This window comes from Paludisphaera soli, assembly GCF_011064595.1.
Taxonomy (GTDB): Bacteria; Planctomycetota; Planctomycetia; order Isosphaerales; family Isosphaeraceae; genus Paludisphaera; species Paludisphaera soli.
In genome coordinates, this window is record NZ_JAALJI010000001.1 from 585,642 (window position 1) to 608,464 (window position 22,823).

19 protein-coding genes are annotated in these 22,823 nt (G+C 71.1%); 9 read left to right on the top strand and 10 right to left on the bottom strand.

Annotated elements, in window-relative coordinates; all coding sequences use genetic code 11:
• Nucleotides 1-225: 225 nt before the first annotated feature.
• The gene (locus tag G6O68_RS02115; RefSeq protein ID WP_165244637.1) at nucleotides 226-1,206 is read right to left on the bottom strand and encodes a ribose-phosphate diphosphokinase; all 981 of its coding nucleotides are present in this window, start codon (nucleotides 1,204-1,206) and stop codon (nucleotides 226-228) included.
• Nucleotides 1,207-1,511: 305 nt separating this feature from the next.
• Between G6O68_RS02115 and G6O68_RS02120 the strand changes: the two genes are divergently transcribed.
• Nucleotides 1,512-3,206: a thioredoxin-like domain-containing protein gene (locus tag G6O68_RS02120; protein WP_165244266.1), complete on the top strand. Its 1,695-nt coding sequence runs from the start codon at nucleotides 1,512-1,514 to the stop codon at nucleotides 3,204-3,206.
• Between the two features lie 114 nt (nucleotides 3,207-3,320).
• Nucleotides 3,321-4,652 (top strand): alpha/beta hydrolase, encoded by a 1,332-nt coding sequence (locus tag G6O68_RS02125; RefSeq protein ID WP_165244268.1) that lies wholly within the window; start codon nucleotides 3,321-3,323, stop codon nucleotides 4,650-4,652.
• Nucleotide 4,653: 1 nt separating this feature from the next.
• Here the strand turns inward: G6O68_RS02125 and G6O68_RS02130 are convergent, their stop codons facing one another.
• Nucleotides 4,654-7,530 (bottom strand): Hsp70 family protein, encoded by a 2,877-nt coding sequence (locus tag G6O68_RS02130; RefSeq protein WP_165244270.1) that lies wholly within the window; start codon nucleotides 7,528-7,530, stop codon nucleotides 4,654-4,656.
• A 121-nt stretch (nucleotides 7,531-7,651) separates the two neighbouring features.
• Nucleotides 7,652-8,719: a glycosyltransferase family 9 protein gene (locus tag G6O68_RS02135; protein ID WP_165244272.1), complete on the bottom strand. Its 1,068-nt coding sequence runs from the start codon at nucleotides 8,717-8,719 to the stop codon at nucleotides 7,652-7,654.
• 97 nt (nucleotides 8,720-8,816) lie between these two features.
• Between G6O68_RS02135 and G6O68_RS02140 the strand changes: the two genes are divergently transcribed.
• Both G6O68_RS02140 and G6O68_RS02145 read left to right on the top strand, forming a co-directional pair.
• Nucleotides 8,817-9,812, top strand: coding sequence for an alpha/beta hydrolase (locus G6O68_RS02140; protein ID WP_165244274.1), 996 nt, complete (start codon nucleotides 8,817-8,819; stop codon nucleotides 9,810-9,812).
• A gap of 100 nt (nucleotides 9,813-9,912) precedes the next feature.
• The gene (locus G6O68_RS02145) at nucleotides 9,913-10,326 is read left to right on the top strand and encodes a VOC family protein (protein ID WP_165244276.1); all 414 of its coding nucleotides are present in this window, start codon (nucleotides 9,913-9,915) and stop codon (nucleotides 10,324-10,326) included.
• Here G6O68_RS02145 and G6O68_RS02150 read toward each other — a convergent pair.
• Nucleotides 10,311-11,024, bottom strand: coding sequence for an RsmE family RNA methyltransferase (locus tag G6O68_RS02150; protein WP_165244278.1), 714 nt, complete (start codon nucleotides 11,022-11,024; stop codon nucleotides 10,311-10,313). The two genes, G6O68_RS02145 and G6O68_RS02150, sit on opposite strands and share 16 nt — an antisense overlap.
• A 109-nt stretch (nucleotides 11,025-11,133) precedes the next feature.
• Between G6O68_RS02150 and G6O68_RS02155 the strand changes: the two genes are divergently transcribed.
• The 3 genes from G6O68_RS02155 (at nucleotide 11,134) to G6O68_RS02165 (ending at nucleotide 12,751) form a co-directional block, all read left to right on the top strand.
• Complete coding sequence (locus G6O68_RS02155; RefSeq protein WP_165244280.1) at nucleotides 11,134-11,916, top strand: type II secretory pathway protein ExeA; 783 nt, start codon at nucleotides 11,134-11,136, stop codon at nucleotides 11,914-11,916.
• A 107-nt stretch (nucleotides 11,917-12,023) separates the two neighbouring features.
• Nucleotides 12,024-12,563: a DUF6677 family protein gene (locus G6O68_RS02160; RefSeq protein ID WP_206107993.1), complete on the top strand. Its 540-nt coding sequence runs from the start codon at nucleotides 12,024-12,026 to the stop codon at nucleotides 12,561-12,563.
• The gene (locus G6O68_RS02165; RefSeq protein ID WP_165244282.1) at nucleotides 12,563-12,751 is read left to right on the top strand and encodes a hypothetical protein; all 189 of its coding nucleotides are present in this window, start codon (nucleotides 12,563-12,565) and stop codon (nucleotides 12,749-12,751) included. Before G6O68_RS02160 ends, G6O68_RS02165 begins: the two co-directional genes overlap by 1 nt.
• Nucleotides 12,752-12,758: 7 nt before the next feature.
• Here G6O68_RS02165 and G6O68_RS02170 read toward each other — a convergent pair whose 3' ends face one another.
• From G6O68_RS02170 to G6O68_RS02180, 3 genes are read right to left on the bottom strand one after another with little or no spacing between them, the layout of a single operon-like run.
• The gene (locus G6O68_RS02170) at nucleotides 12,759-13,775 is read right to left on the bottom strand and encodes a Gfo/Idh/MocA family protein (protein ID WP_165244284.1); all 1,017 of its coding nucleotides are present in this window, start codon (nucleotides 13,773-13,775) and stop codon (nucleotides 12,759-12,761) included.
• A gap of 51 nt (nucleotides 13,776-13,826) precedes the next feature.
• On the bottom strand, nucleotides 13,827-15,335 hold the full coding sequence (locus tag G6O68_RS02175; protein ID WP_165244286.1) for a hypothetical protein: 1,509 nt from the start codon (nucleotides 15,333-15,335) through the stop codon (nucleotides 13,827-13,829).
• Complete coding sequence (locus G6O68_RS02180; protein WP_165244288.1) at nucleotides 15,329-16,558, bottom strand: 4-amino-4-deoxy-L-arabinose transferase; 1,230 nt, start codon at nucleotides 16,556-16,558, stop codon at nucleotides 15,329-15,331. The genes G6O68_RS02175 and G6O68_RS02180 overlap by 7 nt, the downstream gene beginning before the upstream one ends.
• Nucleotides 16,559-17,232: 674 nt before the next feature.
• Here G6O68_RS02180 and G6O68_RS02185 point away from each other — a divergent pair.
• Nucleotides 17,233-18,828, top strand: coding sequence for a fused DSP-PTPase phosphatase/NAD kinase-like protein (locus tag G6O68_RS02185; protein WP_165244290.1), 1,596 nt, complete (start codon nucleotides 17,233-17,235; stop codon nucleotides 18,826-18,828).
• On the opposite strand, the gene G6O68_RS02190 is transcribed toward G6O68_RS02185, so the two are convergent.
• The 3 genes from G6O68_RS02190 to G6O68_RS02200 are packed head-to-tail and all read right to left on the bottom strand — an operon-like array spanning nucleotide 18,752 to nucleotide 21,899.
• Nucleotides 18,752-19,453, bottom strand: a complete 702-nt coding sequence (locus G6O68_RS02190) for an RluA family pseudouridine synthase (RefSeq protein ID WP_165244292.1) — start codon at nucleotides 19,451-19,453, stop codon at nucleotides 18,752-18,754. The two genes, G6O68_RS02185 and G6O68_RS02190, sit on opposite strands and share 77 nt — an antisense overlap.
• Complete coding sequence (gene truD / locus G6O68_RS02195) at nucleotides 19,450-20,628, bottom strand: tRNA pseudouridine(13) synthase TruD (protein WP_165244294.1); 1,179 nt, start codon at nucleotides 20,626-20,628, stop codon at nucleotides 19,450-19,452. Before truD ends, G6O68_RS02190 begins: the two co-directional genes overlap by 4 nt.
• Nucleotides 20,625-21,899 carry a competence/damage-inducible protein A gene (locus G6O68_RS02200; protein ID WP_240910966.1) on the bottom strand — a complete coding sequence of 425 codons (1,275 nt, stop codon included), beginning with the start codon at nucleotides 21,897-21,899 and terminating at the stop codon, nucleotides 20,625-20,627. Before G6O68_RS02200 ends, truD begins: the two co-directional genes overlap by 4 nt.
• A gap of 251 nt (nucleotides 21,900-22,150) precedes the next feature.
• Here G6O68_RS02200 and G6O68_RS02205 point away from each other — a divergent pair, with 251 nt between their 5' ends.
• Entirely contained in the window at nucleotides 22,151-22,753 is a 603-nt protein-coding gene (locus tag G6O68_RS02205) for an HNH endonuclease (RefSeq protein ID WP_165244296.1), read from the top strand.
• Nucleotides 22,754-22,823: the final 70 nt, after the last annotated feature.

A 22,823-nucleotide genomic window follows, 5' to 3' on the forward strand; every position in this document is an offset into this window, starting at 1 on the left:
TCCCCATAACGGCCCCTTGCGCGCCGCAGAGGTGCAAGCGCCGGAACGTCCCGCCGCCGCTCGACCGGGCAGGGACGATGACGGGGACTCACGAAACGCGCCGAACGAAGCCAATCACCGACGAGACGCAAGTTGCACGTTATTCTAAACTTATGTCGAGGTTTCGGCGTTTCGGCGCGCGCGAACGAACCCGATTTCGAAGCCAATCCGTCGGCGCTTCGGAGGTCAGTAGTTGAACAGCCGGCTGACGCTCTCGCGGCGGTGGATGGACATGATGGCGTCGGCGAAGAGGCCGGCGACGCTCACGACCTTGACGCACGGGGCCAGAGGCTCGAAGCGGTAGCCGATCGTGTCGGTCATCACCAGCTCCTTGATCGGCGAGCGGGCGAGCTTCTCGGCGGACCCCTTGGAGAAGACCCCGTGCGAGACGCAGGCGTAGACGTCCTTGGCCCCGCGCTCCTTGCAGGCGACGGCCATCTCGATGAGGGTCCCGCCCGTGATGGTGAAGTCGTCGACGATGAGGACGTTCCGGTCCTTCACCTCGCCGACGATGTCGAGCATCTCGGCCTTTTCGTCGTGCCCCCGACGCACCTTGTTGCCGAAGATGACGGGCGCGTGCATCATCTCGGCGAACTTGTAGGCCTGCTTGCCGAAGCCCACGTCGGGCGCGGCCACCACGAGATCCGGGATCTCCTTGCGCCGGAAGTAGTCCGCGAGGACCGGCATGGCGTAGAGGTGGTCGACCGGGATGCGGAAGAAGCCCTGGATCTGCGGGCTGTGCAGGTCCATCGTCAGGACGCGGTCGGCCCCGGCGGCCTCGATGCAGTCGGCGCAGACGCGGGCGCGGATGGAGACGCGGGGCTCGTCCTTCTTGTCCCCCTTCGCGTAGGAGAAGAAGGGGATGACGGCCGTCACCTGGGTGGCGCTCGCCCGCTTGAAGGCGTCGATCCAGAAGAGCAGCTCCATGAAGTTGTCGTTGACCGGGTATTCGGACCCCTGGATGATGTAGACGTCCCGCCCGCGGACGTTCTCCAGGACCCGGACGAAGACGCAGCCCTCGCTGAACGTCTTGGTCTCCGCCTTCGCCATGCCGGCTCCCAGGTGCTCGGCGATGGCCTCGGCGAACGACCCGCTCGCGCTGCCGGCGAACACCTTCAGCTCGCCGTAAGGGTCGACTCGCTCGGCCGACGAGCAGATCAGCGACATGTCCTTGCTCACGATGTCCGCCCCGGTTTCGGGAGGAGGAATGGTGGGGGCCGCCGCGATCGCCGCCGCGATCGCGTCCGACGACCCCGCCTCCCGATCCGGGCCGTCGACACTCGATCTTAACACCCCTCAACCCTCGGGGCCACCCGGACGACCCCCAGACGCATCGACGAATGTCGCTGCGACGAACGCCCCGGCGGCCCGGGGTTCTTCCGCCCGCCTCGGATCGTTTACAATCCCCCGAGCGGGCCCCCGTCCCGCATCGTTCGACACGCCTTGAGTTTTCGCCAACAGGAGGATGGACCATGCAGCGTCGGCGATCGGAGCGGAACGCGTCCCTCGGCTGGGTCGCCCTGGCGGCGGGCGCGCTCGCGCTCTCCGCGTGGTATTCGAGCAACGACCGGCCGTCGCGGCCGGACGTCGCCCATCCGACGATCCGGACGGTCTCGCTCGCGCAGGCTCCAGCCCCCAGCTTCGACGGCGCCGTCGGCTGGATCAACTCGGGCCCGATCGACCTGGCGTCGCTCAAGGGGAAGGTCGTCCTGCTCGACTTCTGGACCTACTGCTGCATCAACTGCCACCACATCCTCCCCGACCTGGAGAAGCTCGAGCAGAAGTACAAGAACGAACTGGTGGTGATCGGGATCCACTCCGGCAAGTTCGACGCCGAGCGGAACACCGAGAACATCCGCCGCAAGGTGGCCGAGTACCGGATCAAGCACCCCGTCGCCAACGACGCCGACATGGTGATCTGGGAACGCTTCGGCGTGAACAGCTGGCCCACTCGGGTCCTGATCGACCCCGACGGCAAGGTCGTCGCCTTCGGCCGGGACGAAGACGGCAACCTGATCACCGCCATCGGCGGCGAAGGCCGCTACGAGCTGTTCGACTTCGCCATCGGCAAGATCGCCGACACCTTCCGCAAGGCCGGCAAGCTGAACGAGAAGCCGATGGCCTTCCCGACCGAGGAGAGCCAGTACGCCGACAAGCCCCTGCTCTTCCCGGGCAAGATCGTGGCCGACGCCAAATCGAACCGACTGTTCATCTCCGACACCGGGCACAATCGGATCGTCCAGACCGACCTCGACGGCAAGAACCCCGTCCTGATCGGCGACGGCGGCGCGGGTCTCGTCGACGGCGACTTCGCCACGGCCCGGTTTAACCGCCAGCAGGGGATGTGCCTGGAGGGCGACGTGCTCTACGTCGCCGACACCGAGAACCACGCCATTCGCGCCGTGGATCTGAAGGCCAGGACCGTGACGACCGTCGTCGGCGACGGCAAGCAGTCCGACCGCGACCCCCGCGAGCCCTTCGTGGGGCCCGGCAAGACCTCGTCGATCTCCAGCCCGTGGGACGTGATCCAGGTCCCCGGCGCGCGGACGATCTACATCGCGATGGCCGGCACCCACCAGATCTACGCCTTCGAACCCGAGTCGGGCGACGTCCGCTGGTTCGCCGGCTCGGGCTTCGAGAACATCCAGGACGGCACCCTCGCCGACTCCCGGTTCGCCCAGCCCAGCGGCCTCGCGACCGACGGTCGGAATCTCTTCATCGCGGACTCCGAGGTCTCCGGCGTGCGCGTGATCTCCGGCCTCCGGACGGAGAAGCCCCGGGTCGGCCGCGTGGTCGGCAAGGGCCTCTTCGACTTCGGCGACCGCGACGGCGCGGGCGCGGACGTCGTCCGGCTCCAGCACTGCCTCGGGCTCGCCTTCGCCGACGGCAAGCTCTACATCGCCGACACCTACAACAGCAAGATCAAGGCCTGCGACCCCAAGACCGCCGAAGTCCGGACGTTCCTCGGCGGCGAGGACGCCGAGGGCGCGGCCAAGCTCTTCGAGCCGGGCGGCCTGAGCGCCTCGGGCGGCAAGCTCTATATCGCCGACACGAACCACCACCAAGTCAAGGTCGTCGACCTCGCCACGAAGGCCGTCCGAGTCCTGGAGATCCCCGATCTCAAGCCCCCCGCCGCCCCCGAGCCTGCCCCTGCCCCCGCCCCCTGAAATCGCGGCGGCCGGCCGGGAGCGGATTGAAGATCCGCCGTGTTTAGACGAATCTCTAAATACAACGCCGGCCCGGCCGGCGATCCGCCGCGAAACCTGGGGAGGATGGGTCCGATGCCGCGCCTGCTGCCGATGCTGCTGCTGACCACGTGCGCCTGGGCCGGCGACGTGAAGGACGACGCCCGCAAGTTCCTGGAGCTTTGCCAGGCTTCGAAGTTCGAGGACGCCCACGCGAACTTCAGCCCGAAGATGGCCACAGCCCTGCCGAAGGAGAAGCTCGCCCAGGTCTGGGCGGGCCTGGAGAAGCAGCTCGGTCCGATCCAGTCGATGGGCGAGCCGAGGGAGGACCGCGTCGGAGCCTCGCGGCGGGCGAAGATCCGCTGCCAGTTCCGGGCGACCGCGCTCGACGCCCTGGTGAGCTTCGACGCCGAGGGCAAGGTGGAGGGCTTCTTCCTCGTCCCCGCCGAGAAGGCGAAGGGCGAGGCGGTCGCGAAGCCCGAACCCCCGTACGCCGACCCCTCGAAATACGACGAGGAGGAGGTGACGGTGGGTGCCGAGGGCTGGCCGCTGTCGGGGACCCTGACCCGTCCGAAGGGTGTCGAGAAGGCCCCGCTGGCGATCCTGCTCCAGGGTTCGGGTCCCCACGATCGCGACGAGACGATCGGCCCCAACGCCCCGTTCCGCGACCTGGCCCATGGCCTGGCGAGCCGGGGCGTGGCCGTCCTCCGCTACGAGAAGCGGACTCACGCCCACAAACTCCGCTACGCCGACCCCAAGGTCCGAGACGCCGTGGCTGTCCAGGACGAGGTGATCGACGACGCGCTGGCGGCCGTCGCCAAGGCGCGGGGCTGGAAGCGGATCGACCCCGACCGGATCGTCGTTTTGGGCCACAGCCTGGGGGGGACGGCGGCGCCGACCGTCGCGAAGCAGGACGGCCGGCTCGCAGGCGTTGTCCTGCTGGCCGCCTCGGCACGCCCCGCCGCCGAGATGGTCCGCGAGCAGGTCGATCACATCAAGAAGGTCGACCCCGAACGCGCCAAGGGCCTCGCCGAGGTCGACGCCAAGCTCGATGACGTGATCTCCCGGATGAAGGCCGGGACGGCGAAGGACGACGAGACCCTGCTGGGCGTCCCCCTACGCTACTGGAAGACAATGGACGCCCTCCACCCGGACAGGCTCCTGGCCGAGTCGCCGGACCTTCCCGTCCTGGTCCTCCAGGGAGGCCGAGACTATCAGGTGACCGAGGCCGACTTCGACCTCTTCCGCCGCGCCCTCGACGGCCGCCCCAACGCCACGCTCAAGCTCTACCCCGACCTCAACCACGGCTTCCAGACCGGCGAGGGGAAGGCGGTCCCCGCCGAGTATGAGAAGCCGGGTTTCGTCGACCTCCGAGTCATCGAGGACGTGGCGGGCTGGATCCTGGGCCTCTCCGGGCGCCGGGAATGAGTCAGGCCTCGGGCTCCGCCGAACTCCGCAGGCGGAGGCCGATGGGGAGCGAGTCGCCGAGGGCCTGGCCTTCCTGGGCGGCTTCCAGCTCGTGGTACTCGCGGACGGGGAGCAGGGCGGCCTCGTCGGCGCCGAGGCGCATCAGGGCTTCAAGGGCCTTGTCGCGGACCGGGTCGGCGAGGTCGCGGACGCGGTCGCCGGAGTAGCGTGCGATCTGGCCGAGGGCGAACGCCGCATCGGCCGACTCGCGCCCCGGGGCGTATTCGCGGCCGGCGAGCGCCTCGACCCAGCGCTCGGCGGCCTCGCGGCGGACCACGGTGTTCGCCGGCCCGTACAGGGGGACCCGGGCGCCGAGGCGGCCCAGGCACCAGAGGGCGTGGCCCGGGATGGAAGACGAAGGCCGGGCCAGGTCCTTGGCGAGGACGCCGCCGAGCGTCTCCTTGACCTCGGCCGGGACCCGTTCCAGGCTCGCTGCGCATCGCCACATCTCGGCCAGCTCGTGGGCCTCGGGCTTGGGCCGGCCGGCCTTCTTCGACGGCGTCGAGCCCTTGGGCGGGTTCAGGAACGGGGCGAGCCGCCGCAGGATCTCGTCGTGGTGGGCCCGGGTCAGGCCGGCGGCCACGCGTCGCCAGAGGATCCACCATTCGGCCCAGCACTGGACGTCCCTGGCGTGCTTCACCCCCAGGTGAAAGGCCGGCCAGAGGGCCTTGATGCGCAGCTCGTCGAGCGGGAAGCCGCGGCCGGGACGGAGGGCGTAACCCGCCAGGTTGAACCAGCGCGACTCGTGGCGCGGGCTCTTAAGGCGGTGGTCGGCCAGGTCGCGGAGGGGCTCCCAGAAGGCCCGGAGGGCGGAGGGGGGCCAACCGTCTCGGCCGACGTCCAGGATCTCCTCCAGCTTCTTGACCAGACGCGCCGGGCCGTCGTCGGCGTTCGCGGCCGAGGCCGGGGCCTCGAAGGCCGACCGGATCGCCGCCACGGCCGCATCCAGCTCCCCCTGCTCCACCACGATCCGGTCGGTCTCGGCGTCGGCCACCGTGCCGCGCGAGGTTGCGGCGTCGGCGGCCCCCCGGAGCTGGATCTGGAGCCGCCAGCGTCGGTCGTCGGACCTGGCCTGGCACCACAGCTCGATGGTGCCCACCTCGGTCACCCGCGCCGCCAGATTGACGGCCGCGCGTTCGGACTTCGCCTTCCGGCCGACCCGCATCAGGCTCTGGAGCGGCGGCAGCTCCAGGATCGAGTCGGGGTCGGCGGGGGCGAGGTCGCCCGGCTTGTCGTCGGGGCGGACCGAGCTGCTCGCCAGCGGGAAGACGACCGGCTGGCCCATCAAAAGGTCGAAGTCGCGGCCCTCGATCTTGATCTCGTCCCCTTCTTCGGCGTCGCGGGGGACGACGCAGAGCCAGGGGCGGTCGGGCCGGTCCCCCTCGAAGCCGACGTAGAACGACCGGGCGGTGCCGCCGCCGATCCGGATGCCGCCGCCGCGCCGGACCACGCCGTAGTACGCCGCGCCGTGGGCCACGGCCAGGTCGAGGGAGGCGTTCGCCAGCACGCGGGGGGCGTAGGGCGGGCCCGGATCGTCGGCGAACCACGAAGCGACGACCTGCACCAGCCGGTCGCGGATCGTGTCGGGCGTGAGGGTGCCGCCGTTGAACAGGATGGCGTCCGGCCGCGCGGGGCGATCCGCCGAGGCGTCCTCCCCCTGCCCGACCGCGTGGGTCTGGTGCCGCCGCAGGAACGCGGACAGGTGCTTCGGCACGGCCGGGTCGGCGACGAACGGCAGGCCGAATTCCTGGAGCCCGCTCCGCGCGCCGCGCTCCGGCTCCTCGTCGCGGCCGACCTGGGGGAAGAAGCCGTCGAGGGCGATCCGACGCACCTCGTCGCGGGTCAGCTCGGACTGGATGCTGCCGCCGATGATCCGCGAGCCTCGGCCGGCGATCGTCACCGGCCAGCGTTCCAGGAGGGGGGACTGCTGGATCAGCAGCTTCTCCTTGGCCGTTCGGCAGGCGAACCGCAGGGCGCTCCACTGCTCGCCGTCCAGCCGCAGGCCGCCGAGCTTCTTCTCGACGTGGTGGGCCAGCGCGAGGTCGATGTTGTCGCCGCCGAGCATCAGGTGGTCGCCCACCGCGACCCGCCGGAAGCCCGGGCCGGTGGGGGTCTCGGCCACGGTGATGAGGCTGAAGTCGGTCGTGCCCCCGCCGATGTCGCAAACCAGGATCAGCTCGCCGGCGCGGACCTCGCGCTGCCAGCGGTCCTGATGGGTGACGATCCAGCAGTAGAAGGCCGCCTGCGGCTCCTCCAGGAGCGTGATCGACTCCAGGCCGGCGCGTTTGGCGGCCTCGACGGTCAGCTCGCGGGCCGCCTCGTCGAAGGAGGCGGGGACCGTCAGGACGATCTCCTGCTTCTCCAGCCGATGAGCCGGGTCGTCGCCGGCTATGGCGTGGTTCCAGGCGTCCCGGATATGGATCAGGAAGTCGGCCGAGGCCTCGACGGGCGAGACTTTCCTGACCTCGGGCGGGCCGCCCCACGGCAGGATCGCGGCTTCGCGATCGACGCCCGGGTGGCAGAGCCAGCTCTTGGCGCTGGAGACCAGGCGGCTGGGGACCTTCGCCCCCTGGAGCCGCGCGAATTCGCCGACGATCCGATCGGAGCCTTCCTTCCACGGCAGATGCGAGGCCCCAGGCGGCAGCTCCGGCCCGCCCGCGAGGTAGACGAATGACGGCAGCATGGGCCGGGGCGCGGTCTCGCCGGGCGCCACGAGTTGCGGGACCTCGAACGCCCGAATGTCGGCCGCCGGGCGCTCCCTCCCCTTGGTGTCGACGTACGACACGGCGCTGTTGGTGGTCCCCAGGTCGATCCCGACGATGTACCGTGAACGCGTCATCCGATGCCCTTGCCGCCCGTCGCCCCGACACACTTCGACCGCCCGCCGCTCCATCATAAGTGCGGACGACGGCGCGGTCCAACGTCGCAGACGATGGGACGCCCCGGGCCCCGCCGCTCGCTCAGGCCGCCGAGCCGACGGCGCGGATCAGCCTCGGACGGACAACCGCCCAGACGCGGTCGGGGCTGACCTCGTCGTGGCATTCCAGCCGGTCGCAGTTCTTGAGGAAGCTGGGGGCGCACCAGACGCAGCTCCTCACGACGGCCGCGCGAGGGCCGTACGGCCCGGTGAGCTTCGGGTCGGTGCAGGTGTAGACGCCGACGACATGGGCCCCGACCGCCGCCGCCAGGTGGATCGGCCCGGTGTCGTTGGACAGGTAGAGGTCCGTCCGACGGGCCAGGGCCGCGAGCTGGAGCAGCGAGGTCGCCCCGCAGAGGTCCAGGACAGGCGTCCGGCCAAGGCTCGCGCGGAGCCCGTCGACCAGCTCGCGGTCCTCGGGGGCCCCGACGGCCACGACCCCCGCTCCGAACTCGGCGACGGCCCGCCGCGCGACCTCGGCGAAGTGCCGGACCGGCCAGCGCTTGGTCAGCCAACGCGAGCCGACGTTCAACACCAGCGTCGGCCGCGCGACGCCGGCCAGCGTTCGCACGGCCCAGGCCTCGTCCTCCTCGCGGATCGGCAGCGAGAACTCGGGCTCCGATCGCCGCCCCCCGAGGGCCTCGGCCGCCACCATGACCCGATCGACCGCGTGGACGCTGGCCCTCGGGGCCTCGATCGTGTGGGTGTAGAAACGGCCCGCCCCCTCGCGAGCGTCCGCCATCCCCACGCGGATCGGGGCCCGGGTCGCGGCCGTCATCAGGCCCGAGCGGAGTAGCCCCTGGAGGTCGATCGTCAGGTCGAACCGCTCCCGCGCCAGGGTCGAGGCCAGCCGGGCCAGGCCCTTGAGCCCCCGCCACGAGACGCCCGACGGCCCTTTGTCGTAGGGGATCACCCGGTCCAGGTCCTCCCGGCCTTCCAGGAGGCTCCGGAACGACCCGCTCACCACCCAGCTGAGATGGGCCTGCGGCCAGAGCCGGCGAAGCTCGGGGAGGATGGGGAGCGAGTGGACCACGTCCCCCAGCGAGCTGGGCTTGATGATGCAGATCCGTCCCGGCGGACGGCGGCCGACGATTTCCGACAACGATCCCATAGCCGGGGAACTCCCTTTCCCGTAACTTCCAGAGGGGGCCGTAGATTAGCCCGGCCCCCCTTTTCCGACAACCCGGCTTTGCACGGAGCACCCGCCGATGTTCGTCGCTTCGTTGGTCTTAGGGACGATCCTCGGACTGGGCGCCCCCGAGCGCGGCGAGGTCGCCTTCCGCCCCGATGCGCGGGAGGCCTCGGTCCCGGAACCGTTCCGGCTGGCCCCGGCCACCTTCGCCTACGAGCGGACCCCGGTCTACCAGGCCGGCCGTTACACGGTGTCCAAGGTGACGTTCCCCTCGCCGATCGAGACCCCCGACGAGGCCAACAACACGGTCCACGCCGAGTACTTCGACCCGGTCGGCTTCCCGGGGAAGCGGCCGGCGGTGGTGGTGCTGCACATCCTGGGATCGGACTTCCCCCTCTCCCGCTACCTGGCCGCCCGCCTGGCCGATCGGGGGATCGCGGCCCTGTTCGTGAAGCTCCCCTACTACGGCGAGCGTCGGCCCGAGGGGGGCCCCGGGCCCGTCCCCCGCAAGTTCCTGTCGGACGACATCGAGCGGACGATGACATCGATGCGCCAGGGCGTCTGCGACGTCCGTCGGGCCTCGCGGTGGCTGGCCTCGCGGCCGAACGTCGACCCCGAGCGACTGGGGGTGACCGGGATCAGCCTGGGGGGGATCGTCTCGTCATTGGTCGTTTCGGTCGACCCCGACATCCGGACCGCGGCGCTGTTGCTGGCCGGCGGCGACCTGGCGAATGTCCTGTGGGAAATGCCCGAGACGGCCCCGTTTCGCGAGGCCTGGTCGGCCGCCGGCAAGACCGTCGCCGACCTGAAGACGCTGACCGACCCCTACGACCCGCTGACCTACGCCGCCGGGATGGCCGGCAAGCGGGTCCTGATGATCGCCGGGAACGTCGACGAGGTGATCCCGCCGGCCTCGGCCCGGGCGCTCTGGGAGGCGGGGGACCGGCCGCCGATCGTCTGGTACGACTGCGGCCACTACTCGGCCGCCGGCTACCTGCTGCCGGCCATGCGCCGGACCGTCGCGTTTCTGGGGGGCGAGGCCCCTCCGGGCGAGGAGGCGGCCGCACCCTGAGCCGCCGGGGTCGCGATTGTCAGATCGGGGGCTTGGGGGTATCCTGCCGCGAAATCGGGACCGAGCCCGAGCCATCGTCTCATGCGGAAAGGGTCATGCCATGACGGCCTCCGTGACGAGCGTCTTCCTCTACGTGAAGGACGTTCGACGTTCGCTGGAGTTCTACAACGAGGTCGTCGGCGCGGAGATCCTCCAGGTCCACGCCGAGCAGGAGAACGGCCCCTACAGCCTGGCCATCCTGCGGATCGACGCCTTCACGATCATGCTCCACGCCCAGGAGGCCCACTCCGAGGAGTTCGCCGACGCCCGGCTCGGCGTGGGCATCCACCTGCAACTCCAGGTCGAGGACGTCGACGCCTTCTTCCAGAAATGCATGGACGAAGGGGCCATGCTCAGCGTCTCCGGCGAGCCGACCGACCAGGAGTGGGGCTGGCGCGAGTTCGCCCTCCGCGACCCGGACGGCTTCGTCTGGTCGGTCTATCAGGACAACTCGGGCGGTCAGTGGACCGGCTGAGCCCGGGCGAGGATCGCGGCGGCCCCGGCCAGTGCGGCGGTCTCGACCCGAAGGATCGGCGCGGCCAGCCGCACCGGCGACCAGCCCCGCTCGCGGGCGAGCGCGACCTCCTCGTCCGTCAGGCCCCCTTCCGGCCCCACGACCAGTCGCACCGTCGAGCCCGCCGCGATCGCGGGCCAGGCTTCGAACGGTACGCCCGACGGGTCGGCAACCAGCCGCAGCCCCTCGGCGCGGGCGAGGTACGTCGCCAGGTCTTCGGGGGCCGCGAGGTCCATGAGCCGACTCCGCCCGGACTGCTTCGACGCCTCCACGATCGTCCGCCGCAGGCGATCCAGCTTCGAACCGCGCGGGTCGACCACGGAACGCTCCGTGACCAGCGGGACGACCCGGTCGACGCCCAGCTCCACGGCCTTCTCCACGAGCCAGTCGAACCGGTCGCCCTTGGGCACGGCCGAGCCGATCTCGATCGAGCAAGGGGACGCCGGCCGGACGATCGGATCGCCCTCCGCTTCCAGCAGGGCCGCATCCTTGCTGGCGGCGACCACGCGGGCGGCGGTGGCGAACCCCCGGCCGTCGAAGAGTTCGACGAGGTCCCCCACCCCGTGCCGGCACACCCGGGTCAGGTGTCGGGACTCGTCGGGATCGAGGCGGAACCGGCCGTCGATGGGCGGCTGCGGGCAGTAGAAACGCTGCGACACGGGGAGACTCCTGGCCGTCCCGCCCGACGATCGGGCCGGGCGCGAACCCCAGGATAAGATTCGGCGACGCGGGCCGTAAAGAACCACCGCCGGCGAGGGACGCAAGACCATGTGGACGCGACATTGGGGCCTGAGCCGCGACCCGTTCCTCGATGAGCCGTCGTCGTTCGTCCCCCTGGCCGGTCATCGCGAGGCCGTCGACCGCCTGCTCTACACGATCGAGGCCGGCCAGCCGCTGGCCGTGCTTGCGGCGGGCGAGGGTCTGGGAAAATCCGCCGTGCTGGCGCAGACGCTCGCCGAGGCCAGCCGGGCCGACCGCCGGATCGCGCGGGCCGAGGCCGCGATCGACGCCTCTTCGCTCTGGCGCGACCTGGCCGACCGGATCGACGGCCGGCCCCCCGGGCCCGCCGGCGACGATCGCGCGTCGAGCTGGCGGCGGCTCGAACGCGCGGCCCGGGTCTGCACGCTCCAGGGACGTCGGGTCGTCCTGGCCGTCGACGGCTGCGAGGCGCTCGACCCCGCGTCCCGCCGCGACCTCGAACGCCTCGCCCGGATCGCCGGGGCGACCGCGATCCTGGTTCGGCGCGACGACCCTGACGACGAGGACCCGGACTCCCCCGGCCCCTGGACGCTGGCGATCCGGCTGGCGCCCCTGACCTTCTCGGAGGCCCAATCCTACCTGACGGGGAAGCTCGCGGCGGCGGGCTGCGCCGACGCCCTGTTCACCCGTCGCGCCGCCGTGCGGCTGCACGCGGCGTCACGAGGCGTGCCGAGGGGGCTCGACCGCCTGGCCTCGCTGGCGCTGGCGGCGGCGGCGTCACGCGGCCTGGAAGCCGTCTCGTCCGAGGTCGTCGAGGGCGTCGCGGGCGAGTGCCGGGTCCCGACGGAGTGAAGTGCGGACGGGGCCGGTCGGGCTGGATCAAGCCCCCTCCGGGATGCTAGACTTGACGCAAGTCCAGGGATCCCAACACGCCGAAGCCCAGGTCAGGTTCGCCCGACATGAGTGAAAACCCCGTCCCCCTCCGCGACCCGGCCCGAGCCGCCTTCCTCGCCTGGCTCGTCCCCGGCCTGGGACATTTCTACCAGGGCCGGACCGGAAAGGGCTGGCTGTACGGGACCTGCATCCTCGGGCTCTACGTCGCCGGGTTCATCCTCGGCGAGGGCAAGGACGTCTACTGGCGCTGGGTAAGCCCGCTCAACACCGAACGGTTCATGCTCCATTACGTCGGCCAGTTCTTCGTCGGCCTCGCCGCGCTCCCCGCCCTGATCCAGGCGACCATCGAACACTTCCGCCCCGGCACGAACTTCCTGTGGGGCTTCATGGCGGAGCCGTCGCAGAACGTCATCAACGGCCTGCACCTGCGGCTGGGCAAGCTCTACGAGATCGGCACCATCTACACGACGGTCGCCGGCCTGCTGAACGTCCTGGCGATCTACGACGCCTATGAAGGCCCCGCCTACGGCCGGGGGGACGAGCCCGAGACGGTCGCGATCCCGGCCGACGCCCCCACCAACGCCCACGCGGGAGGCGCAGCCTGATGAACGCCCCGTCGAACATCTACTGGCTGATCCTGCCCCTGGTCGTCGCCATCAGCCTGGTCTACACGGCCTCGCGGTACGAGTCGTGGCCGGTGATCTGGATGCGGTCGCTGCGGCTCTGCCTCTGGATCCTCGCCGCCCTGGTCGGCACGACCGCCGTCCTCCTGCTGGTCAACACCCAGAGCTGACGCTGCATCAGCCCATCGACGCCCAGAGCGAGTCGAGATAGCCCTGCGTCTTCGCCGTGGCCTCGGCGTGCGCGGCCCGCTCGCGGGCGTCGCCGGAAGCGACCAGCGTCGCGAAGTCCTCGATCATCGCCGCCTCCTGGGCGATCCTCGGCGGGGTTGGGACGAACGACAGGTCCTTCCGCGTCGCCATGCCGGTGCGGTGGACGTACCCGACCTTGTCGCCCGATGCCTTGAAGACCGAGCTGCTCTCCCAATCGAGGACGAAGTCGTCCATCTGCAGGACGCCCGTAGTCCCCAGGAGCTGCAGGTCCATGACGATCGTCCCGGCCGTATAACCGACGTCGAACGTCGAGACCCGGCCGTCCTCGAAGGCGATCAAGCCCGAGGCCCGGACGATGGCGTTCGTCTCGGCGTCATGTTCGGGGACCACGACGGCCTTCGTGACCGCACCCTCGGGGCGGAGATACTCCACCACGGCCCGCATCGAGTACCAGGCCATGTCCCCCAGCGCGGTCATCGGCTCCTGCTTGGGGTCGAACCGGATGTTCGCGCGGTCGCTGAACGGGAAGTAGAAGGCCGTGTGCAGCGATCGGGGCGAGCCGATCTTTCCCGGGATCGCCGCCTGGAAAGCCGCCGTCCGCGGATGGTGGACGAAGTGGGTCGCGTCCATGAACACCAGCCCGGCCGTGGCGGCGGCCTCGGTCATCCGCAGCACCGAGGCCCGGTCGCGGAACGGCTTGTCGACCAGGACGTGCTTACCCGCCGCGATCGCCGCCAGGGCGATCTCTTCCTTGGCGGCCGTGGGGGTGGCGACGTACACCGCGTCCACGTCGGGGCGCGCCAGCAGGTTCTCGAAGCCCTCGATCGCCGCGACGCCCGGCCGCCCCTCGGTGAACTTCCTGGCGTTCTCGATCCGACGGCTGGAGACCGCGGACAATCGGGCGTTCGAGGCCTCGTCGAGGGCCTCCGCGATCACGCCCGCGATGTAGCCCGGCCCGACGATCCCAAAGCCGATCTGCGTCATCTTGCTGGACCTTTCCCAAAGACGGGGGGCGACCTCATCGAGCCCCGGATTCTACAGGACCGGCTCGCCGGAGTCTCCCGGCTGGACCTCGCGCTCGTCCCCAGGCTCCTCGCCCGCCCGCAGCAGCCACGCCGCGCCGGCCGCCTGGAAGACGACCAGGGGGAGGAACTGGACCCATTGCCACGTCGCGGGAAGTTCGGTCAGCCTGGGACCCGCCAGCAAGCCCGTGAGGGTCCGCGTGAATCGCTCGCCGGTCCACCAGCGCGGCGGCGCGCCGAGACCCGTCCACAGGGGCCAGACCACCTCGATCAGCGGATCCAGCACGTCCTGCGGCAGCCGCGCCCCGACCCCCTGGAACAGCAGCATCAGCGCCGCGCCGGCCAGGCCAAGGCTGGCCGCCGCGACGATCGCGACGCGTCCCCGGGCGCCCGGGGCGGCGAGCAACGCCGCGACCGGGAGCATCGCGAATGGCAGGAGCGGCACGAGCAGGCGCGGGCCCGTCGACCAACCGCCGGTCCACTCCGGGTAGCTCAGGTTCACCCCGAAGACCGCCGCCGTCGCCGCCAGAGAGACGATCGCGACTCCCCACCGCCTCCTCGCGAACAGTAACGCCCATCCGAAGGGTGCCAGCGTCAGGATTGGGGCGTAGAAAAGGAGCCCGCGGTGCCGTCCCCAGAGGAGAGGAACGACGCGGCTCCAGTCGGGACCTTGAAGGCCCAGCGGATTCTCCCGGCTGTGGACGCGCGCGAATTGGGCCGTGGCATGGTGGAAATACCCCATGTCGAAGGGGTTCCCGAACGCCAGCATGTTGTAGAGCAAGAGCAGCAGCGCCGGGATCAGCGCGCCGACCCCGAAGGCCGCCGTCGCGTCCCAGCGGCGGGCCCCCGAGACGCACTGGGCGATCAAGAAGAACCCCAGCACCGCGGAAACCGGCCCGACCTGCAGCTCGATCGCGGCCGCGTACGACGCCAGCAGCCCGGCCGCGAACGCCCTCGGCCCGTCGCGCGAGGTCCCCGTCCGGGACAGCAGCGCGAACGAGGCCAGCAGGGCGAAGGCCGACGCCTGATGCCCGTAGGCGAGCGTCGCGTAGACGTAGGCCGGCGTTGCCAGACCATAGGTCAGCGCCACGAGGACGGCCGCGCGTCGGGAGGCTCCCAGGTCGAGGGCCAGGCCCATGAGGACGACCGCCGTCGCGGCGGTGAGCAGGCCCGAGGTCGCCAGCGTCACCCCGTAGTCCGAGGGCCAGAAGGCCAGTGCGGGGCCCCCCAGGGGGTGCGGCTTCGCCCCAAACGCGTATCGCATCAGGCCGTAAGGGACGCTCGCCAGCAGCGGGTAACCCGGAAGCTTGTCGCTGAAGTAACGGCCCTCATGGAAGGCGCGATCGCCGGTCTGGTCCTCCAGGCCGTCGATCGCCAGGCTCCCCCGATCGACCAGGGCGTAGGTCAGCATCAGCCGGCTGGCCGTGTTCCAGTCCCGCGAGTGCCAGAAGAAGGCGTAGCTCCCCATCAGCACAAGGAAGACGCCGAGTCCCGTCCGCAGCCAGGCGCGATCCCTCACCACGCCCCCAACTCCTTCCGGGAACCAACGAGCAGCCGGAGCCCGTCCCAAACGCCGAAGACCGCCGAGGCCGCCAGAAGGGCGAACGGCGCCTGGATCGGCAGTTGGTAGCGATCCCAGGCCATCGGCAGGTAGAGCGTCACCACCGCCAGGGCGATCACGGCCCACGCGGCGATCGCCCAGGACGTCGGCGGCGAGCCGTCCTGCAACTGCTTCCGGCCGAAGAACAGGGCGTAGCCCAGCCCGGCCAGGCCGAGCGGCAGCCAGACGAAGGCGCCCCAATCCTGCGCCAGGTCGTAGCGTCGGGTCGAATCCGACTTCCGAGGCCCGAACGGCCCGAAGCGCCCGAAGCCCTGCGCGGCGACCACCCGCGCGCGGTCGCCCAGGCGCGTCAGGGCGTTATGCGGGAACGCGACCTGCTGGCTGGCCGACATCGTCCGGCGGTGGTCGATCAGGAAGCGGAATCGCTCCCAGGCGCCCTGGTCGGCGATCCGCCGCGCGTCCTCATTCAGGGGGGACGTCGGCCGGGCTGTCATGTACGGGTTGAGCATCAGGAAGACCGCGACCGCGACCGCCGCCGCGAGCGAGGAGCCGAGCGCGTACCAGAGCCAGGCGGTGCGTCGGATCGCGGCGATACCCCATGCGATCAGAACCCAGGAGGCCAAAGTCATGAGGGCGAGCAATCCGTTGAACTTGGCCAGCACCGAGAGCCCGATCGCCACGCCCGACCCCGCGAGCAAGGCGAACATCGCCCACCCCGCCTTCCCCGCGACCGCGCGGCGCCAGGCCCCCAGCGCCAACGCCAGGGCGATCAAAAGGAAGGCCTCGCAAGGGGCCTCGGACATCGCCCGGTGCGCATGCAGCGCGTAGAGCGGATTGAGCGCGAGCAGCAGCCCGGCCGCCACGCCGACGCGGAGGTCGAACGCCGCCGCCCCGAGGGCGGCGAGCGCGAGGCACCCCGCCGCCCCGAGGAGGATCGAAGGGATGCGCGCGACCGTCAGCATTCGGGGGGGGCCGAACCGGCTCGACGTGTCGCGGTACCAGGATCGGGCGGCCTCGGGGCCCGGCCTCGGCTCGCCCGCGACCAGGAGGGCCAGGCCGATGGCGTACTTCGGGAGCGGGACGAGGTCGTAAGCCGGGAAGTCCAGCCAGACGCGATCGTCCCGGTCTCCCGACAGCAGCACGTCCGTGTAGTAAGCCTGCGAGATGTAGGCGTACTCGTCCACGAAGGGCGCGTCGAACGACCCGGCGCCGAAGATCCCCAGGGCGAGAACCCCGACGGCCGCGTACGCCCCGAGGCGAAGCTTTGACGAAGGCGGAGACTCTGTCGGTCGCACAGGTCGCGAAGGGGTCATCAGGCTGGTTTTCGCGTGAAGCCTGGGAAACTTTACCGACTTAACGAACTGGACTTACGCGCCCATTGTAGAACCCCTCCGGATTCTTTGGCAACGCCTGGATCATCGGCTAAGGTTCCGTGACGGCCCGAATCCGAAGGGTCGTCGCGACGATCGCGGCCCCGGGCAGCCGGGGCGTCTCGCCGCGTCGGGAAGCCGCCGGACGGGCCAGATCCTCGGAGATCGGGCCCCTCGCGTCGGCCTCGCTCGCGGCTTGTGTTGCGATCGTCGGCAGCGTGGGGAAACTTCGACCACTTGATCCGGCACCCCGAGAACTCCCGATGCGCGCTCCATTCTGCATGCCGCGGGCGGGCTCCGTCACGTCCCCAGGCGAGGGTCCGTCGCGTCGCGAGACGTCGGCGTCCCCCCTCGCCGACCCCGGGACAGTGAGAGGGGCGCGCGCCGAGGACGTCGGGCCGGCCCCCCCGGCCGCGCTTCGACGAGCGGAGGGCGGCCCGCGAGGGGCGTTCGTGCATCGGTCCCATTTCACACGGGAGATTCATGCGATGTTCAGCTTGAGCTGGTTGCGGGAGCGTGGGCTCACCCGCGCCCGGCCGTCGGGCCGTCGGCGAGCGGCGAAGGCCGTCGCGCTGGGCGCCCTGATCGCCGCCACGATGCTCCAGACCGGCTGCCGCTCCGGCGGCTTCGGTTCGGGATGCGGCCTCTTCAGCCCCTGCGGCTTCCCCGCCCGGGCGACGAGCCGGATCATGCAGCCCTTCCAACGGCTCCGGGGCGGTTCGGGCCTCTGCGGCGACGGCTGCGGCACGGCGGGCTGCGACGCCCCGATGGATTACGCCGCGCCGGTCGGCGTGATCGCCCCCGCCGTCCCCCTGGGCGCCCCCGCCACGATCGTCGCCCCGGGAGGCTCCATCCCGTCCACGGTCGCGCCTTCGACCGACCTCCCCTCGGACCTGGAGCCCTTGCCGTCGGCCCAGCCCGGATCGGCCCCCTCGCGATCCGGGGCCACCAACAGCGGCGTCCGCCGGCCCTCCGGCTATCGCCCGGTGCAGAACCCGGGCGTGGACCTGACGCACTCGCTCGTCTCGACCCCGGCCGCCTCGCGGACGACCCCGACCGCGGCCAAGGCCCGCGACGAGGCCGGCAGCGTCTTCGACAACCTGCCGGCCCTCGACGTCCCCCCCGCCGAGAATCCCGGCCGCGGCGACAGCCCCCCCGTCGCCCCGGCCGCCGCGAAAACCAACGACCCCGCCCCGACGCCGACGCCCACCGCGGCGTCGGCCTCCCCGCACGACCAGGCTCCTGGTCGTGCGGAGGGCGGGACCGGCCCCGAGGCGCCTCCCGCCTCGGCGCTCGCCTCCGCGGCCGCCGCTCCGGCCCCCGACGCCGCCGAGGCGTCCCAGGGGGCCCTCGGCGTCGCGCGGTTCGCCGCCGTCGACCTCAAGTTGGCCGGCGGCAGCGTCCCCTCGACGGTCGGCCTCGGCTGGCTGGCCGAGAAGGGCTACCGTACCCTGCTCGACCTCCGCGACTCCGCGAAGATCGACCCGAAATTCATCGGCGAGGCCTCCAAGCGGGGGCTCCGCTACGTTTCGTTCCCGATCGACCTCGCGACTCTCGACCGCGAACGCCTCGACCGTTTCGCCGACGAGCTGGCCCTCGACTCCGCCCGCCCGCTCTACTTCTTCGACGAAGACGGTCGGGTGGCCGGGGCCCTCTGGTACATCCGCCGCGTCCTCAACGACAAGGCCGCCTGGGACGTCGCCCGTCGCGAGGCCGAGAGCATCGGCCTGGTCGACGCCGACTCGTGGAAGGCGACCCGCGAATACGTCGATTCCCGCCTCGGGCCCACCCCGGCCGCCCCCGCCTCCCCGACCGACGACGTGAAGACGGCCCCGGCGCCCAGGCATCCGGCTCAGGCCGCGGTCGGCGAGCGCGTCATCGCCGCCGCCCCCGCGACGGCGCCTCCCGTCTTGTCCGACCGCGTCCGCCTCGCTTCCACCTCGGCAGCCGAGATCTGGCAGCCGTTCGCCGCCATGCTCGTGACCGGCCTCGGCTTCCGCCTGGCGTTCATCGGCCGCTCGTCGATCCCCACCATCCGGGCGAAGACTCGGGCCAGTCTGCCTGGACCGGCGCCTCGATCCTGACCGAGTCGCCCAGGGTCGGATGCCGGAAGGTCAATTCCCGCGCGTGCAGCGCGATCCGCGTCTCGCCGTCGAGCGCCCGCACCAGCCGCGTCGAGCCGTACTTCCGATCGCCGACGATCGGCAACCCCCGCTCCGCCAGCTGGACCCGCAACTGATGGCTCCGCCCGGTCGACGGCCGGAGGGCCAGCTTGCTCATCCCCGCCCCCTCGGCCAGCACCTCATAGGCCACCCGCGCGAACTTCCCCACGCCCGCCTCGGTCACCCGGACGCGATTCGTCGCGTGGTCCTTCTCCAGGTGGTCGACCCACTCCCCTTCGGCCTCGCCGGGACGCCCCTCGACGATCGCCCAGTAGAGCTTGGACACGTCTCCCGTCCGGAACTGGTCGGAGAGCCTCCCCGCGGCCTTGCTCGTCCTCGCCAGCAGCACGACGCCCGAGGTCGGTCGGTCCAGGCGGTGCACCAGGCCGACGAAGACGTTCCCCGGCTTGCGGTACTTCACCTTCCAGTAGTCCGTCGTCCAGGAGACGAGGCTGGGCTCCCCCGTCTCATCCCCCTGCGAGAGCATCCCCGCCGGCTTGTTCAGGACGAGGCAGTGGTTGTCCTCGAACAGGATCTCGGGCGTCATGCGTCGGTCCCGGAGGCCTCGGTGAGCCGCTTGACCAGCATGGTCGCGTAGGCCCCCTTCGGCAGCGCGAACTCCAGGCGAACGGCCTGCTTGCCCTTGTGGAGCGGATCGTCGAACGTCTCGGAGCGGACTTCGTCGACGGCCAGGATCGCCCGTCGCGTCCCCTTGGAGAAGAAGACGTCCTTGAGCTTCTTGACCCGCACGTCGGCCCAGGCGAGGTCGAAGCCGCCCAGCGCCTCGGCGGCGATCTCGCCGAGAGGGCCCTCGGGCGGCGGCGTCCGCGAGGAAGGCAGCGGCAAGGGCTCGGCGTCGATCGCCTTCCGTTGATCGGGGTCGAGCCCGACCGGGAACGGCAGTGCCCCGACCTTCAAATCCACGAGCACGCGCTGCTCGGGCCGCGTGTTCCGAGAGATCCAGCCGGCGAGCATCAGGTTCCAGAGCCAGCTCTGAAAGGCCGAGAAATAGAGCCCGCGCAGGTCGCGCTTGACCCTGGCGAACGCCCCGGAGAAATCGGTCGGGTGGTCGACGAGGTAGGTGACGATGCTCCGCTCGGACGAGCGGTCGAGCGCGGCCTTGGCCTCGGGCCAGTTCCCCCAGTGCTCTTGAAGGGCGGCCTTGCGGACCTTGGTGTCGGCCCGGTCGAAGGGGTTGGGCTCGGCGAGGGCGAGCTTCAGGGCCTTCTCGTAGTCCCCCTTGAGCCAGGCGTGGCCGATGAACTCGCCCGAGTAGCCGACCGAGCCGAAGCGCTGGTCGTCGAAGTAGTTCGGCACCCCGTCGTTCGCGACCGCCGCGAGCTGCCGGCCGGCCTCGGCCGCGGCGGCCTCGGTCATGTCGCGGAGCACCAGGATGAAGCGGTTGCCGGTGAAGTCCTGGGGGCCGTACGCGCGTTCGAGGCGGCCGAGCGGCTCCAGGTTCAGGTTCGGCTGATGGATCGCGTGGTCGGGCCCCTCGAAGATCGTCAGGTACTGGACGGTCGCCGCGTGTCGGTCCTTGAGCCCACCGTAGCCGACCCGGCCGCTGGGGATGTTCCAGCGCCGGCAGATGGACTCGACGGCCTCGATGGTCCCGACCCCGACCTTGGAGAGGCGGTAGAACGTGTATCTCCCCTTCGGCCCGGGCGTGACGCTCGGCATCTCTTCGACCTGGAAGTCCTCGGGCTGGCGCTTGAGCTTCATCGCGAAACGATCCGATCGGGCTGGGAGAGGAGGACGAGCCGGGCCCAGTTGAGGGCCTGCTTCGAGGAACGGCGCTGGATGACGTCGCGAGGCTGCTCGGGGCCGACGTCGATCCGCCGGGTCATCACCTTGTCGCGGCTCGCCAGGCCGAGGTAGACGAGGCCGACGGGCTTCTCGGCCGTCCCGCCGTCAGGCCCGGCGACGCCCGTGGTGCTGATGGCGAGGTCCGAGTCGAACCGCTCGCGGGCCCCCTGGGCCATGGCCGCGGCGACCTCGGCGCCGACCGCGCCGTGCTCGCGGATCAGCTCGGGGGGGACGCCCAGCATGGCCGTCTTGGCCTCGTTGGCGTAGCTGACGACGCCGCCGAGGTAATGGGCGCTGACGCCGGGGATGGCCGTGATCAGGTGGGCGACGAGTCCGCCGGTGCAGGACTCGGCCGTCGCCAGGGTCGCGCCGGTGCGCTTCAGCTGGTCCACGAGCGCGTCGGCGACGTCGGCCGAGTCCTCGCCGACGATCAGCGAGCCGAACCGGGCGCGGATGAGGGCGGCGGTCTCTTCGGTCTGGGCCCAGGCGGCCTCGGGGGTGAGGCCCTCGCCGCGGATCCGGAAGCGGATGGTGGCGTCGCTGGCGGTGATGCCGACCTCGGGCGTATGGCCGCGCGCGGTCAGGTCGAGGGCCTCGGCCTCGATCTCGGACTCCCCCTTGCCGAAGAGCGCGATCTTGCGATAGACGATGGCTTTCTCGACCCAGTGCCGCTGGCGGAGCCGGGGGACGACCTGGTCGTGGAACATCCGGCGCATCTCGGAGGGGACGCCGGGCATCGCGGCGAAGGCGGCGCGGCCGATGGTCATCCAGATCCCCGGCGCGGTCCCGACGGGGTTCGGCAGCGCCTCGGCCCCTTCGGGGATCCGGGCCTGGACGCGGTTGCGCTCGGCCATCGGCCGGTTGCGGCGGGCGAACAACGCGGCGATGGCCGCGAGCGAATCGGGGTCTTCGCGCAGGCCCACGCCGGCGGCGAGCGCCAGGGCGTCGCGGGTTAGGTCGTCCTGGGTCGGACCGAGGCCGCCGGTGGTCAGGACGAGGTCGGCCCGTTCGGCGGCGATCCGGAACGCGGCGACGTTGTCGTCCATGTCGTCGCCAATGGTGGTGTGGAACCCCGTGGCGATCCCCAGCGAGCCCAGCTCGCCGCTCAGCCACCGGCTGTTCGTGTCCAGGTTCTGCCCGCTGACCAGCTCGCTGCCGATCGAGATGATCTCCGCCTTCAACGCCATCGAGGGACTCCCGGACGATGCGGCCCGCGGCGTCGGAGACGACCGGCGCGACGGCCGAACGATTCAATCTATAGTCCGACTCGAACTTGCGATAGCCCGGCCGCGTCTGGAGGGAGCCGCGACGCGGGGCGGGGTGGTTGCGGAAGCCCCCGGGCGATCGGTTATCATGGGATGCGGCCAGAGCTTCCCGAATCCGAACGACGCGGCATCCGTCCTCCTCGCAACCTCGGCGTGAGTGGAGAGCCTCGATCATGGGGGTGAGCGTACTGCAACGGCCCACACTCGTTCTCAATCGCCACTGGCAGCCGGTCCACGTCGCCCCGGTGGCGCGGGCGCTGGTGCTGCTGTGGAACGAGGCGGCGCACGTCGTCGACCCCGACGACTTCCAGCTGTATTCCTGGACGGACTGGGCCAAGATGGCCCCTCGCGACGGCGAGCCGTTCATCCGGACCGTCCGGTTCCGCCTCCGCGTCCCCGAGGTTCTCACCCTCACGCGACACGATCGGCCCCGGTTCAACACGGTCACCTTCAGCCGCCGCAACCTGTTCAAGCGCGACCACGTCACCTGCCAGTACTGCGGCGGGCGGCCGGGGACCGAGGAGCTGACGATCGACCACGTCCTCCCCCGGGCCCAGGGAGGCCAGACGACCTGGGAGAACTGCGTCCTCGCCTGCGTCGCCTGCAATTCGCGCAAGGCCAATCGCACGCCCGAGCAGGCGGCGATGAAGCTCCGGCGGCCCCCCTTCCGGCCGGCCTGGAAGCCGCTGTACGACGCCTCGACCGTCCGGATCGCGAGCTGGTCCCGGTTCCTGTCCGACGCCTACTGGAACGTCCCCCTGCTCGACTCCGACTGACAGCCCCCGCCCGCGACCCCGGCCCGCCGGGGTCGCGGAGGGAGTCGGGGGCGGCCCTCGGCGAATAGGG

Bases quoted from the DNA above. Each gene is read 5' to 3' on its own strand.
- truD (WP_165244294.1), bottom strand. From the start codon at position 20,628: ATGAAGCTCAAGCGCCAGCCCGAGGACTTCCAGGTCGAAGAGATGCCG.
- G6O68_RS02185 (WP_165244290.1), top strand. From the start codon at position 17,233: ATGTTCAGCTTGAGCTGGTTGCGGGAGCGTGGGCTCACCCGCGCCCGG.
- G6O68_RS02170 (WP_165244284.1), bottom strand. From the start codon at position 13,775: ATGACGCAGATCGGCTTTGGGATCGTCGGGCCGGGCTACATCGCGGGC.
- G6O68_RS02120 (WP_165244266.1), top strand. From the start codon at position 1,512: ATGCAGCGTCGGCGATCGGAGCGGAACGCGTCCCTCGGCTGGGTCGCC.
- G6O68_RS02140 (WP_165244274.1), top strand. From the start codon at position 8,817: ATGTTCGTCGCTTCGTTGGTCTTAGGGACGATCCTCGGACTGGGCGCC.
- G6O68_RS02135 (WP_165244272.1), bottom strand. From the start codon at position 8,719: ATGGGATCGTTGTCGGAAATCGTCGGCCGCCGTCCGCCGGGACGGATC.
- G6O68_RS02165 (WP_165244282.1), top strand. From the start codon at position 12,563: ATGAACGCCCCGTCGAACATCTACTGGCTGATCCTGCCCCTGGTCGTC.
- G6O68_RS02145 (WP_165244276.1), top strand. From the start codon at position 9,913: ATGACGGCCTCCGTGACGAGCGTCTTCCTCTACGTGAAGGACGTTCGA.
- G6O68_RS02205 (WP_165244296.1), top strand. From the start codon at position 22,151: ATGGGGGTGAGCGTACTGCAACGGCCCACACTCGTTCTCAATCGCCAC.
- G6O68_RS02160 (WP_206107993.1), top strand. From the start codon at position 12,024: ATGAGTGAAAACCCCGTCCCCCTCCGCGACCCGGCCCGAGCCGCCTTC.
- G6O68_RS02155 (WP_165244280.1), top strand. From the start codon at position 11,134: ATGTGGACGCGACATTGGGGCCTGAGCCGCGACCCGTTCCTCGATGAG.
- G6O68_RS02115 (WP_165244637.1), bottom strand. From the start codon at position 1,206: ATGTCGCTGATCTGCTCGTCGGCCGAGCGAGTCGACCCTTACGGCGAG.
- G6O68_RS02130 (WP_165244270.1), bottom strand. From the start codon at position 7,530: ATGACGCGTTCACGGTACATCGTCGGGATCGACCTGGGGACCACCAAC.
- G6O68_RS02125 (WP_165244268.1), top strand. From the start codon at position 3,321: ATGCCGCGCCTGCTGCCGATGCTGCTGCTGACCACGTGCGCCTGGGCC.
- G6O68_RS02190 (WP_165244292.1), bottom strand. From the start codon at position 19,453: ATGACGCCCGAGATCCTGTTCGAGGACAACCACTGCCTCGTCCTGAAC.
- G6O68_RS02200 (WP_240910966.1), bottom strand. From the start codon at position 21,899: ATGGCGTTGAAGGCGGAGATCATCTCGATCGGCAGCGAGCTGGTCAGC.